Origin of the sequence: Bacillus safensis (assembly GCF_039619585.1) — a bacterium.
GTDB lineage: Bacteria > Bacillota > Bacilli > Bacillales > Bacillaceae > Bacillus > Bacillus safensis.
The window spans coordinates 1,556,089-1,570,473 of the sequence record NZ_CP154909.1 but is presented as its reverse complement, the minus strand read 5'-3'; the positions used below and the strand labels follow the sequence as shown (position 1 = coordinate 1,570,473).

Genomic DNA, 14,385 nt, shown 5'->3' with positions numbered 1-14,385 from the left:
TGCATAACATTTAGCTGAAATTTTTAGTGACTAGCCTCTGGCTCTCTTTATATATTTTTTATAGCCAACCAACGAAAGAATAAACCCTAACAGTGTATAGCCTATAAGGACTGCTGTTACTAAGATCAAATTCTCTCCTCCTGGTAGTGTTGATACTGATTGCACTAAGCCTTGATGTGCCCAATACTGCGGGAAGAGCATACCAATTATTTTGAGATAACTAGGTAATTGATCAAATGGAGTCCATAAACCACAAGCAACCGCTGTCCCTAAAGCAATCATGTTTGTCATCACTAAGCCTGTATTCTCAGTTTTAGCAAATGCAGCGATGGCAACTCCCCATGAAGTCACTTGCATTGATAATAGGACAACTACTAAGAAATACGAGCTGTATTGTGTTATTTCAATACCATATAAATAAACCCCTAAAATGGTTAACAGCAAAACTTGAAATAAGATAATAATAAAAAACGGAACGCACTTTCCAAGAAAAAAATGATGCGGCTGTAAAGGAGTACTTGCCAGCCTTGCCACAATTCCTTTCTCACGATCTTTTACAAAACTAATGACAATTGAAATAATGACAAATGTGGAGAAAAACACGCTCATCCCTGTCACTGATTGAGAAGCAACCAATGTTTTTTGTACTTGAGAACTACCTGATGTAAATAATTCTATTAAAAGAATAATTGAAGCAACTGGTAATAAAATGGTCCAGAACAACAATGATCGATCTTTCACCTGTTTTATAGATTCGATGCGGACTAGTGGCCACATAAAAATCACTCCCGTTATATTCATTTGATTCCCTTCTATACAACTCTTAAATAATCACATTTTTTATTTATTTTACCATTTGCGGATGTGGCGAATTAGAATTAGTCAAATAATGTTGACTAATTACTTATGATTTTAAATCTACGGTACACACAAATTAATTCTGTTCGTTAGATTTATGTTCTTTCTACATCAGTCACTCTTTTAAGTTATTTTCATTGAAATACGAGAGTGGTTTTCATTCATAAAGGGCATTTTTATTGTAATTGATCACGTAAATCTGTTCCTGTTAATTGAAAAAAGACATCTTCAAGTCTCGGTCTGTACAAAGATAATTGTTGGGGAACCAATGATTCCTTCTTACTCAGTTTAGCCAAATCTTCTAAAGTATCTAATGGTTTTGTAGTTTTAACTAACACTCCACCTTGATAAGTTACAAAATCATACCCGAGATTAGTTAATGTTTTATTAGGAATCTTAGATTCAAAAAAGACTGATGTTTCTGCGTAACGATTCAAAAGCTCATCTATTTTGCCTTCTTCAACAATGTTCCCTTTATCAATGAAAGCCACATAATCACATAAACTCTCTATTTCCTCCATATAATGACTAACATAGATAATAGTTCTTCCCTCTTCCTTCAATTTGTTAATGATGTCGAAAATATAACGTCTTGATTGAGGATCTACCCCCACTGTCGGTTCATCTAAAAGAATTAACTTAGGAGCATGCATTAAAGCGCAGCCAATATTCAAACGGCGTTTCATTCCTCCTGAAAAGCTTTCAACGATATCATTTGCTCTTTCCCACAATCCTACATCTTTTAGTGTTTTTTCTACTCTTTCATCTAATGTTTTCCCTTTTAAACCATAAATTTGTCCAAAAAACTCCATATTTACTTTCGCTGTTAATTTTTCCTCTAAGCTGATGTCTTGCGGTATGTAGCCGAGCGCACTTTTAGATTCACCAACATGCTCAACTTTGCCTTCATATGATTTAATGATGTGAGATATAATTTTCATCAAGGTTGATTTACCAGACCCATTTGGACCTATTAATCCATAACAAACTCCTTCTGGAATCGTTAATGTAACACTTCTTAACGCTTGGGAAGTTCCATATTTTTTACTGACGTTTTCTATTTGCAACATTCGGCACCCTTTCCTTTCATCTCATTTATTTTTTAAAATGGCTTCAATAACACTCAAATATTCTTTGTAGGCTTGCTCTCCCAAATCTGTTATACTAACGATTGTTTTTGGTTTTTTATCCACAAAGGTCTTTGTAATTAGCACATAGCCTGCTTCCTCTAATTTTTTTAAATGCGAGCCCAAATTACCATCTGTTACAGATAAAGAACCTTTTAAGAAGCTAAAATCACATTTTTCATAAATCATTAATAAACTCATAATCCCTAACCGAACTTTTGGATGGATTAAATCATTTAAACTATTGACATTACTCATTTCCTTGTCCTTTTCTTTTTAAAATCACACCAGTTAATAACAAACTTCCTCCACCTATAAAAGCGAAGATAATGTTCATTAAACTAGGAAATAATAAAAATGTAGTTACACCTAAAACACTTAGCCAGAACCCCATAATAAAGATCTCTTTAGCCAGAACAATACCTAAGAGTAAATACATGATGGAAACCAATAAAACAACATAGAAGGGTAAATTATTTAATGTATATGGTAATAAACCAACACATATTAAAAAAATAAAGATACCTAAAATGATTCCAATACCAAGCCATGTGTATTGCAATTGAGTTCTTAAAAACAAGGGCATCGGTATCATTTTCTTTTGTTTAAAATAAGTAGTTAAAGTGATAACCCAGCCAGCAATGCCTAAAATAAGCCAAAAGACAGCTACAGTTATAGAATGAGCAAAAAGTAAAGGTATTGAATATCCCATTATCCAAATAAGGCCCCAAATGATAAAATAAATACTGGTTTGTTTACAATACTCTGTTTTATAGTTTGTAATCGTCTTGATATGAGATAAATTCTCTAATATTTCTGAATTATTAAATTTTTCATTAGACATAAATAAACTCCTCTTCCACAAAGAACTCTGTACTACAGAGTATAGAATTAAATTTCCATTTAGTCAAGTTATTGGAAATACCTTTTTATGAATTAAAATAAATATAACCACCCCCTTCCTTTCAACGAAATCTCATAAATACCATCTGCTTCTTGATCGTTTCTGGAACCTTGTTCATGGTTGGTCTCATAACCGCTTCATATTTCAAGAAATTTAAATATAGAAAAAGTGATAAATATTCTGTCTGAAAAGTAAGAATTACTAATTGGAGTGAGCTATATAAACAGTTCCTTATTCAGCAGGCATTCGTCATCGGTTCTTTACATTCATTCTTTTCGCATGTTCACTGATAAGTGCTGCCTCCCTGCTCCCTTTTATGATACGGAAACCGTCATAATCCGGATAGAGCGAATCATCGTCCTGAATGCTTGTTAAAATCCAAAATTGACTGCCAGCCCCTCCGAGCCGCTCAACTGCTGACAGCCAGCTTTGGTATACGTCAGGACGAGCTGATTGATTTTGATAGCCAAACTCTTCTAGCACAACTGGCTTTCCGATTGAATTCCCGCGGGTGATATGGTCTTCGATCCATTTCACTCCCCAGGCAGCAGACTTATTCCAGTGATCTGGGTACAGATGATAGGTTCCATAATCGATATTAGGAAGAGATGTTAAACGGTCCCAATCGACGCCTTCTCCTCCACCGTAAAACCAATCTTCATGTCCTGGTATGCGAAAGAATCCTTCATCTCCTACTGCAACAAGATGGTGACGATCCAGCGATTTGATCCATGTACTCATTTCATCTGCCCATTTGACTAGTACATTTCCCGTGGGATCTGACTGCATCCGCGGCTCGTTGGCTAATTCCCAAGTCATAATAGCTGGATCGTCTTTATATTGAACACCTGTATACGTATTGGTTCTTTCTAATACATAACGCACATAATTTTTGTATGCTTTTTGAATACGAGGATCTGTATAAAAAGCATCATGCGATTCTGCCCCGAACCACTTCACGTATTGATTCATCCCGCCAAAGTCATCCCAATTGTTCACTAGTGGGATCACAAGCTTTATTCCTTCCTGTCCTGCTTTATAAATCGCATAATCTAGTTTTTGAAAACCAGATTCTTCATAGACGCCTGGACTAGATTGTAAGACTGAGTTCTCTTGAGGGGCCCCGTCGTGAAAGCCCCAAATTCGTATGACCTTTAAATTCATTGCTTTCATATCATCGAACACAGCATCTACCATTTTTTTAGATTTATAATGGAAATAGTAATTATTTGTGCCGGCGAAGTAAAATGGTTGATTGTTCAGCGTAAATTGTGTACCAGACGTCTGCACATAAGCGGCGGCCTTCATCGTAAGCGAAAACCAGCCAGACCATATAGCGGCTACAAGTATGAAGCAAGACACTCTTTGAGCCAACTTTTTCATTTACATTCTCCTCACAATCTATCTCTATCCTTCTTGAGGCAGGATCACATCTAGTTGATACGGTGTTTGTTCATTTGAATCAAGTGCAATCGTCTGCTGTTTCAACATTTTACTTTCTTTACCGATTCGAATCTCATATGTTCCGTGAAATGCTGGACATTTCACATGGCCATTAGCATCTGTTTTTTCAACTCTTTGGGTCGTCCACTCATTTAGAAGCTTTTCATAACGTCGGCCTGCTTCATTTAAAGACCAATCATAATTCACGATGGCTGCATGTTCACCTCTCCAATGGGCACCTGCCCAAAATCCCCACATCAGCACTCCTTTTACGGCTGGATGACTAAATGCGACACGATATAAAGCCTCCAGGTTATCCGCTCTTCTATTAGGGTCAGGGTGAACAGAATCGTACTCTGTGACCCATATTGGAAGACCAAGCTCAGCCAGCACATCGAGCCTCTCTTTGACAATGACTGGATCGACCCGTTCTTCAAAATGGCCTTGAACCCCAATCGCCTCAATAGGTGCACCTAACTGACGCAGTTCATTGATATGCGCTTTATAGGCATGGTGTTCTCCATAAGAGATCACATTATAATCATTCACAAACAATAGTGCTTGAGGGTCAATTTTTTTCGTTTCTTCATACATCCACTTCCAAATAGTTTTCCCAAAGCGATCTTTAAAAAATGAACCATGCATCATTTCATTGTTTACATCCCAATGACGGAACCTTCCCTTAAAGTGATTGCCCGCATGCTCAAGCCGGTTTTTCATGGCTTCATATACTTCGTGATTCGGCAGTGACCTTAGCCAGCTTGGATTCGCATCCTCTACCTCCCAAAATAAAGCGTGCCCCCTCACTGGAAGCTGATGTCGATCTGCAAAATTCAGCATCGCATCTGCTTTTTCGTAGGTGATTTTCCCTCTTTCTGGCTCATTCGCATACCATTTTGCTTCATTTTCAAAAACAGCCCAATTAAAATGCTTTACGAAAAAATCAGCATATTGTTGATTAAATAACACTTGATCATTCATCGCTGAACCAAAGGCGAATTCATGTCTGATTTGCTTTATTTCAACCTCTATACCTGCTATTGGCTTTTTTTCGCCGTTTGTCACGTTGATCACAAGATCTCTTTGTCTATGCTCTGAGATTCGATCATCCGCCTCTTTTTTCCACATCAGATTTTCCTGCCCATTTTCGCCTCTATTGAATGAATGATGAAGAAAGCTTCTTTCTTTGACCATGTGAAATCACCCTTATCTTCATTGGATTGATATTACTAATCAAACTGCCGGCTAGAAGCCGGCAGCTTGATTTTAACCTCTTAGTTGATCAGACGATGGTATTCAGCATAGGCAGTGGCCATATCCACTTGAGACCAGAAGCGGTGATAAGTGAAAACTGGTGCGCCATTCTCCCATTTGCCTGTAGCTTCATTAAATGAAGACTGATATTTACTTTCGAGTGAAGACCATGCTGGATCTTGTTTAATCTTCGGACGAAGATCAGCAAAACTCGTATAGACCCCATTCCCTCCTCGCTGCGGGTCAGAAGGAATGGTGCTGGCTCCAGGAATCTGATTTCCTTGACCAAATGTCCCATTCCATCCATTTGGGAAATACACTTCTTTTCTAAAGAAACGGTCATAGTCTTCTCTATCTTCCTCTGTCACTATGCCGACGCCATCATTGTAATTCCATGCAACCTCTAGGAGCTGCGCGGCTGCATCTTTCGCTCTTGCACCAAGCGCTGTATAATCACCTGTTTCCTGCTTTGTGGCTGCAGCAAAGAATATCAAAGCTTTGGCTAGACTTCCTAATACGCCCGTATCCTGAGTCGGATCTTTAGTTACAGCTGTTAAATTTGGATTTCCTGTTGCAGACTGGAACCCATTCCAAGTATCAGGCTGTCCGCTCCAAGCAATATTTCCAGGAAGCCAAAACTCTCCAGGCGCACTTGTTGTAGCAACCGAAACTTTCGTTCCCCCTAGAATTCTCTGTCCTTGCTCATCTAAGAAATAACCCTCTTCATCCGACACAGGACGGCTGCCGATAAAAATGTAATCTAAGGCATAGCTGACCCATTTTGTTATGACAGATTTGGCCATTTGGACATTTTCAGATGTTTTGTCGCCATCTTTTACAAAAATATAATAAAGCTCTGCTACGCGCTCCATTGGCCACGCCTGCATTCCAAACCAGTTATTTGAAGGCGGGTCAAGGTAAACAGGTGCATCTTCATATGCCATATCATAAAAAGTACTTCTTCCTGCTGGATAAGCGCTATAGTCCCCATTCCAGCTATTGGTTGCGCCTCCTGCTATGGCTCCTTCTTTCGATTGAAGCCATACGTAAAATTCAAGCTGTCTCTTTAAGGTTTTTTCCCAATCGCTTGCCCCTGTTGCTGAAGATGGCTTTAAGCCTCCTTTATCTGAGGATAAAGCATAAGCAGCGACAGGATTTTGATATCCCTGATGACAATGGCTCGCTCCGATACGCCATGACCAGTTTGCATACTCCCCAAGTCCTCCGCCCCAAGAGGTATACCACGCCATTAAGTAATGACAGGCGCCCTTTCCGTTTCCAGGATACGGATTCCCCTGCTTCCCGCTTCCAATCGTTTGAAAATATTTATCGTACATGCCGTAACGGAGGAAATCCCCCATTTTTTTCGCTTTATCAAGATAAGTTGACTGATTATAGCCGAGCTCCTTTGCCCAATACATCGCTTGTATCGCACGCGCATCAGCATCCGTTGCATTCGTATAGCGCCACTGGGCAGCTGGAGCTTGATTTTCTTTTGTGAACAAGCTCATAAAGCCTTCATTCGGCTTACCAAAAGATTTATCGTCCTGTGATGGATGAGGGATGGACTCCCATACAGATTCTTGCGGACCACGCTGGAATGTGTTCACATAGGCGGCTGTATGTGATGGGTTGAGCAAGTTGCCATAGCCATACCAGTTATCTACGTCAAGGAGCCAGTGCATTAAATACGTTTCATTCGTCCCATAGGTTGATTTCAATTCACTATCAATTGGATCTTGACCAGCAGGACGAGCACCGGTCAGCTGGCTTGGGTATTGATCCGGAAATGGTTTCTCTGCTGCGTATGTGGCTGGGCTGGACGGATTATAAGCGTTCATATGCGGCTGCTCATCATGTCCATCTTCATTGACTGGGATGATGTACTTCTCCATATTGTCCCAAGCTGCCTCTAATTTGCTCCAGTCCCCTGTGTAATGTCCGTACAGCACCTCAAGCCACAGCCAATAGCTATACGCTTCTGAAGTTGTCATATGTCCGTAATCAGGTGCTTCACAAATGAGCGTCTCGATTGAATGATACGGAATTCCTTCTGGTGAAAAATATCCATTCGCATCGCTTTTGATTTGATGATAAAGCGTTAAAAACCGTTCTTTGTTTGACAAGTCCTTCACCCTTTCAATAAAATCATTGTTTTTTTATTTGTCTGGAAGTGTGCCAAATACTAAAACACCATCGTCAAAGACAGGAAGCTTCGTTGTTTTTTGCATATTGGATGTTAATCCTTGATAGGAATAATCATTTGAGGCATCCCATATATTCAATCCATTTGGAGCAGATAATCGAAATTGTATTTCCTTCTTATGCTCAGATTCTCCCCTAGGAGAAATAGCTACGCCCGTAAAATCGATTTCTGCAAAATAGACGCGGCTTGATGCGTCATATACTTTTAAAGGTGATAAGGAAGCGCCTTCATTGTAGGCTGCTGTCACTTGAATATCCTTTTCAGTGAATCCCTTTGAAAAGACCTCACTCAGATTGACGTAATATCTAAAGGACAGTGTTTGACTGCTTCTTGCCGGCCAGCCTGACCGGTTGTATAGCACTGCTTTCACTTGAGTAGATGTTGTATCGTTATGCATCACAGCTGCCTCTACAAAAAACTCATCCTCCACCTGTTCTTTAGGCGGGAAATTTGGCAGCTTTGATTGCCCTTGACCAAACAGCTGCACCATTTTGGCGATATTTCCAGTAAAGGCGGCATTATAATCAGTCGCCACTTCGTTTGACACATAATCCGAGATATCATCGTCATATTGATCCTGTGCATTAGGACCCCCAACAAGTGCTCCATAAAGTGTGTGCCGATGAACTGGAGGATTTGTCAGCTGGTTCGACCATGAGCCATGTGCAGTACGGTGGTGCGGGTGCTTCGGCGGATTCTGGCCAAAACCAACGACATAGCTTCTATTCAGCGGATTATCACCCAGCATATAGTGAGTTTGCTTGATCGCAAACGATTGGTATCGATTTTTCTTTTCTTGATCAGATACCCAATCAGCATAGACAAAGGCTAAAAATGCTGCATTGGCGGCATAACGAAGTGAACCCCATTGATCAAGCCATGCCAAACCGCCAGGCGTATAAGTGATTCTTTCTACTTTTCCATTTTGAACAAGACCTGTAGTCCAGTAATCAAGATTGCGCTCTGTCGATTCTATAAATCTGTTTTCTTTCGTGATTCTTGCTAGTAAGATTTGTGAGGCAAAAAAAGTATTGTCCCATGACATGGTAAACGTATAATCCCAATCCTTCGGCCATTCCTCTACCGCTTTTAATGCTTTGTTTAAATAGGTTTCTTCATTTGTCGCCAAGTACAGCCAGATCCCGCCCCAAATAAGTTCGTCAACATAGCCGCTCCAGGAGTTGTAAAATGGCTGCGCATTGGTGACACAATCTGTATATTTGCCGCGATACCTGTCAGCAAATGCATATAGCTGTTTGGCATGTGTTAAAAGCTTTGCTGCATAGGACGCATCTGTTTCTTTAAAAATGATAGAACCTGCTGCTAAAGCCGCCGCAGTTTGTGCAGCTACTTCTGTGCCAGGACAATGTTCATCAATTTTAAAAGCTGGCCGGTTCATCGGCATCACTTCTGCTGGACCCCACCAAGCATGATCGGCGTTTCCATCACCTACTTGCGCCCAAAATTCATTCGGTCCTGTATGTGCTTTCAAAAAATAATCCGTTGCCCACTTGATTTGATCTAAGATCTCATCAAGCAATTCTGCTTCTTCATAAGCTTCCCGGTATTCATATACTGTCCATGCAAGCACGGCTGCTGAATAAGCCATCGGAAGTCCAAATTTCACATGATCTCCTGCATCATACCAGCCGCCAGTTAAGTCATGCCCAACATCCTTCCCGTCCTCTAGTCCAGAATCTCCCCGCCAGTTAAGACGATTACTTTCCGGAAGCCGGCCTGACCGCTGCGCTTCATAAAACAGCATGGATTTTTGGAGAACCTCTACATAGTTGTAAGATGCCATTTCTCTATTGCTCACCCCTTCTTTTTAGTGAAACATTGATCAATAGACGCGACCGCCTCCTTTCTATCCTTCATTTCGTGATCTGTACAGTTTTGAAAAGAATCAAATATGTTTCAAAAATAAGCATAGTAAACAGCAATCAGCTTTACGCTCATCGAAGGTTTTCTCTTGATTCTCCTTCTGACTGTACCCAGAATGATCATATGTCGCTTGAGAACATTTCAGACGGCGAAATTCTCTTTTGAGCTCTATTTGGGTAGAAAGAATGACATACAATCTCTTCTCTTAAAACATCACGCTAAATCAAGATATATGAATGAATAAGAAAATAATTCCAATTGATGAGAAATCTTTATTAGTTAACATAATAAAATTATTGTATATAGAGAAAAGAACGCCCTTTTAGGGCGCTCTTATTTATACATTAAAATAAAGAAAGCTGGTTTTGATCAGGAAGTGCTTCTAAACAGCCTTGACGATCTAAATATTCAAGGATGGTCTTCGACACTTTTCCGCGTTTTTGTAAATCTTCTTTTGAGAGGAATTCCCCATCTTGCCGCGCGCGGACAATATTTAACGCAACGTTTGTACCAAGTCCAGGGATTGAGTTGAATGGCGGTATTAAACCGTCTCCATCAATGATAAACTCCGTTGCACTTGAGCGGTAGAGGTCAACTTTTTTGAAGTGGTAGCCTCTTTCACACATTTCAAGTGCAAGCTCTAGTACAGTTAATAGGTTCTTTTCTTTCGGTGATGCATCTAGACCTTTAGAATTAATGTCATCCATAACAGCTCGTATCGCATTCGATCCTTTTGTCATCGTTTCAATATCAAAGTCATCCGCACGAACGGTAAAGTAAGCTGCATAGTACAGGAGTGCATGATGCACCTTGAAATAAGCAATCCGAACAGCCATTAACACATAAGCAGCCGCGTGGGCTTTAGGGAACATGTATTTGATTTTTTTACAAGAATCAATATACCAGTTTGGTACATTATTATTCTTCATTTCTTCTTCCCATTCAGGAGGAAGTCCTTTTCCTTTACGAACAGATTCCATGATTTTAAAGGCAAGTGACGGCTCTAAGCCTTGATAGATGAGATAGACCATAATATCATCACGGCACCCAATTACTTCACTTAGTTCACACGTTTTATTGTGAATGAGCTCTTGCGCATTTCCGAGCCAAACATCCGTACCGTGTGATAGTCCAGAAATCTGAACAAGCTCTGAGAAGGTCGTTGGTTTTGTATCCTCTAGCATTTGCCGAACAAATCTTGTCCCAAATTCTGGGATACCGAGTGTACCTGTTTTACAGCCAATTTGCTCTTCTGTTACACCTAGTGGCTCTGTCCCTTGGAAAATCTTCATGACTTCAGGGTCATCTGTTGGAATCGTTTTTGGATCGATTCCGCTTAAATCTTGAAGCATACGAATGACCGTTGGATCATCGTGCCCAAGAATATCCAGCTTGAGCAAGTTATCGTGGATCGAATGGAAATCAAAATGTGTCGTCTTCCAATCGGAACCTGTCGCATCTGCTGGGTATTGAATAGGTGAGAAATCGTAAATGTCCATATAATCAGGCACAACGATAATCCCGCCTGGATGCTGGCCTGTTGTTCGTTTTACCCCTGTACAGCCTTGTACAAGCCGGTCGATTTCAGCGCCTCTCATATGAAGGTTATGATCTCCTGCATAGCCTTTTACGTAACCATATGCTGTTTTTTCTGCAACGGTACCAATCGTACCTGCTCTGTATACATAATCTTCACCGAACAGCTCTTTCGTATAGTTATGTGCGATCGGCTGATATTCGCCTGAGAAGTTTAAGTCAATATCAGGTACTTTGTCTCCTTTAAAACCTAAGAACGTTTCAAACGGAATATCATGTCCATCTTTTTTATACGGCGTTCCACATTCTGGACAGTCCTTATCAGGAAGGTCAAAGCCTGAACCAACAGATCCGTCATTAAAGAACTCAGAGTGCTTACAGCTTGGGCATACATAATGAGGTGCAAGTGGATTTACTTCAGTAATCTCTGTTAATGTCGCAACAAGAGATGAGCCGACAGATCCCCTTGAACCAACAAGATATCCATCATCAAGTGATTTTTTTACGAGCTTATGAGAGATTAAGTAAATAACGGCGAAACCATGACCGATAATACTTTTTAATTCTTTCTCAATGCGGTCTTCTACGATTTTCGGCAAATCATCTCCGTAGATGCTGCGCGCCATTTGATAGCTCATTTCCCGTATTTCTTCATCTGCACCTTCAATTTTTGGTGTGTAAAGATCATCTTTGATAGGTTTAATGCTTTCGACCATCTCAGATACCTTTTGCGTATTTGTTACGACGATCTCTTTCGCTTTTTCGTCTCCTAGGAAGGAGAAGGCTTCGAGCATTTCATCTGTCGTTCTAAAATGAACTTTTGGCAGTTCATGGCGGTTCAGCGGATTCGCTCCACCCTGTGATGAAATTAAGATTTTACGATAAATTTTGTCCTCTGGATGCAGGTAATGTACATTTCCAGTCGCCACAACTGGTTTATTCAGCTTTTCGCCAAGCTTGACAATGTTTGTGATGATTTCTTTTAACGCACGCTCATCTCGAACTAGCTCAAGCTGCAGCAGGTGCTGATACACTTCTGGCGGATGTACTTCTAAATAGTCATAAAATGCTGCAATGTCTTCCACCTCATCAGGTGACTTTTGCATCATTCCTTCAAATACCTCACCCTTATCACAAGCAGACCCAACAATTAAACCTTCTCGATATTTCTCAAGCTGAGAGCGCGGAATACGCGGGACCCGGTAGAAATAATGAATATGAGAAAGTGAAACAAGCTTAAATAAATTCTTAAGGCCAGTCTCATTTTGAGCGATCAAAGTCGCGTGGTAAGGACGTGAGCGCTGGTAAGCATTCGACTGCCCCATGTTTTCATTCAATTGATCGTGATAGACAATCTCTTTTTCAGCCGCATCTTTTAGCATCTTCAGCATGAGATAGCCTGTCGCCTCTGCATCATAAATCGCCCGGTGATGCTGCGTCAGTTCAATATCGAACTTTTTACAAAGAGTGTTCAGCCGGTGATTTTTAAATTCTGGGTAAAGGAACCGGCCAAGTTCAAGTGTATCAATGACAGGGTTTGACGCTTTATCTGTTTTTAGCAGGCGTTTATACGCTGCATTTAAAAAGCCCATATCAAAGCTCGCATTGTGCGCAACAAGGATATCTTGTCCAATCCATTCTTTGAAATCCCGCACGACGTCGACGACATCTGGTGCATCTCTCACCATATCATCGGTGATACCTGTTAATTCGATGGTGGTCGCTGATAACGGGTGATGGGGATTAGCAAATGCCTCAAAGCGGTCAATGATTTCCCCGCCTTTTATTTTCACTGCTGCCAGCTCAATGATCGTGTCATAAACGGCTGAAAGTCCAGTTGTCTCTACGTCGAATACGACATACGTCGCATCCTCTAACAAGCGGTGCTCTGGGTTATATGCAATCGGTACCCCGTCGTCTACTAAGTTGATTTCCACACCGTACATCATTTTGATGCCATGCTTTTTACTTGCTGCATACGCATCTGGGAAGGATTGTACAACGGCATGATCTGTCAGGGCAATTGCTTCATGTCCCCATTTTTTTGCTTGTTCAACAAGTCTGCCAATGCCAGTGACAGCATCCATTTGGCTCATAGGAGAATGTAAATGAAGCTCCACACGCTTTTCACCCTCAGGTGCTGTATCTTCTTTCAGCTGCGGTTTCATTTCATTGACATCATTGGCGATCATGACAAGATCTCTGACAAACGTATCATTTTGAATGCTTCCTCTTGCTTTCACCCACATGCCTTTTTTCAATGATTTCATCAGCTGAGCATCTTCTTTTTCTCTTGCAAACATTTTGATCAAAATACTGTTTGTATAATCTGTGATCTTAAAGATACAAAGCGTTCTCCCGCTTTTCAGCTCACGCGTTTCTGCATCGAATACGTAGCCTTGAACGGTAATTCTTCTTTCCTCGTCCATGATACTATCAAGCGTACGAATTTCTTCATTGTCTTTGATTTGATAGCCAATCATCAGAGGGCCTGACGGAGCTTCATTCTGCTCCTCACTTTCTTTCTTCTCCATCTCAGTGAGGGCTTGCATGGCTCTTTCTTGATCTTCAGCAAGCTTTTGTTCTCTGAACTTCTGAATCTCTTGATCTGATACAAAAATTTCTGTATCGAATTGCAGCTCTGGAAAGCCCACTTGTTTAAATGCGGCCTGAAGCATCGGGCTGTACTTCTTCTTAATAGCGAGTGCCTCTGTTTCGCTTTTTGTTTTAATGATGATTTTATGTCCAGACAGCGATGGTTTTTGCTGCTGAAGCAAGCTGATGATTGGGGGAGAAATTCCTTGAAGTTCTTCCACACAATGTGACCAGTACGATTGCACGAGTTCTTCAGATATGTGCGGATCACTCACTTCAATCGTACAAGTGATTTGTGCAATATGTGAAAATGCATTTGTCAGCCTGCTGAGAAACATGGCGTATACTTTGTAAGGCAAAAGCGCTTTAAATTTAAAAAGGAAATGCCATGTTTTCGTCGCCTTATGCACCGTCAATTTGACGATTTCTCCTTCTTCAAAGTAACGACTGAGGTCATCATCTGTCATTTGAATCTGATTGAGTAATATATGAAATTGCCGCCGTGTGATCGGTAATTGTTCATCCAAGACAGGACCCTCCTTTTGTCAATCAGAAAGGTACCTCTTTTCTACAGGAGG

The 14,385-nt window shown here is 40.6% G+C and carries 9 protein-coding genes; all 9 read right to left on the bottom strand.

Annotation, left to right across the window (positions count from 1 at the left end; translation table 11 throughout):
- Positions 1 to 30: 30 nt before the first annotated feature.
- Positions 31 to 801 (bottom strand): ABC transporter permease, encoded by a 771-nt coding sequence (locus AAYR28_RS07990; RefSeq protein ID WP_252050432.1) that lies wholly within the window; start codon positions 799 to 801, stop codon positions 31 to 33.
- A gap of 233 nt (positions 802 to 1,034) precedes the next feature.
- Positions 1,035 to 1,928: an ABC transporter ATP-binding protein gene (locus tag AAYR28_RS07985; RefSeq protein ID WP_034281828.1), complete on the bottom strand. Its 894-nt coding sequence runs from the start codon at positions 1,926 to 1,928 to the stop codon at positions 1,035 to 1,037.
- A 21-nt stretch (positions 1,929 to 1,949) separates the two neighbouring features.
- Complete coding sequence (locus AAYR28_RS07980) at positions 1,950 to 2,243, bottom strand: winged helix-turn-helix domain-containing protein (RefSeq protein WP_041117404.1); 294 nt, start codon at positions 2,241 to 2,243, stop codon at positions 1,950 to 1,952.
- Positions 2,236 to 2,829, bottom strand: a complete 594-nt coding sequence (locus AAYR28_RS07975; RefSeq protein ID WP_120207034.1) for a hypothetical protein — start codon at positions 2,827 to 2,829, stop codon at positions 2,236 to 2,238. The genes AAYR28_RS07980 and AAYR28_RS07975 overlap by 8 nt, the downstream gene beginning before the upstream one ends.
- Before the next feature lie 309 nt (positions 2,830 to 3,138).
- Positions 3,139 to 4,272 (bottom strand): glycoside hydrolase 5 family protein, encoded by a 1,134-nt coding sequence (locus AAYR28_RS07970; RefSeq protein ID WP_120207036.1) that lies wholly within the window; start codon positions 4,270 to 4,272, stop codon positions 3,139 to 3,141.
- Between the two features lie 24 nt (positions 4,273 to 4,296).
- Positions 4,297 to 5,526 (bottom strand): endo-1,4-beta-xylanase, encoded by a 1,230-nt coding sequence (locus AAYR28_RS07965; RefSeq protein WP_034281819.1) that lies wholly within the window; start codon positions 5,524 to 5,526, stop codon positions 4,297 to 4,299.
- Positions 5,527 to 5,606: 80 nt separating this feature from the next.
- A complete protein-coding gene (locus AAYR28_RS07960; protein ID WP_120207037.1) occupies positions 5,607 to 7,712 on the bottom strand; it encodes a glycoside hydrolase family 48 protein in 2,106 nt (701 codons plus the stop codon).
- Positions 7,713 to 7,745: 33 nt separating this feature from the next.
- The gene (locus AAYR28_RS07955; RefSeq protein WP_120207039.1) at positions 7,746 to 9,596 is read right to left on the bottom strand and encodes a glycoside hydrolase family 9 protein; all 1,851 of its coding nucleotides are present in this window, start codon (positions 9,594 to 9,596) and stop codon (positions 7,746 to 7,748) included.
- A 424-nt stretch (positions 9,597 to 10,020) separates the two neighbouring features.
- The gene (locus AAYR28_RS07950; RefSeq protein ID WP_120207041.1) at positions 10,021 to 14,334 is read right to left on the bottom strand and encodes a PolC-type DNA polymerase III; all 4,314 of its coding nucleotides are present in this window, start codon (positions 14,332 to 14,334) and stop codon (positions 10,021 to 10,023) included.
- Between the last annotated feature and the right edge of the window lie 51 nt (positions 14,335 to 14,385).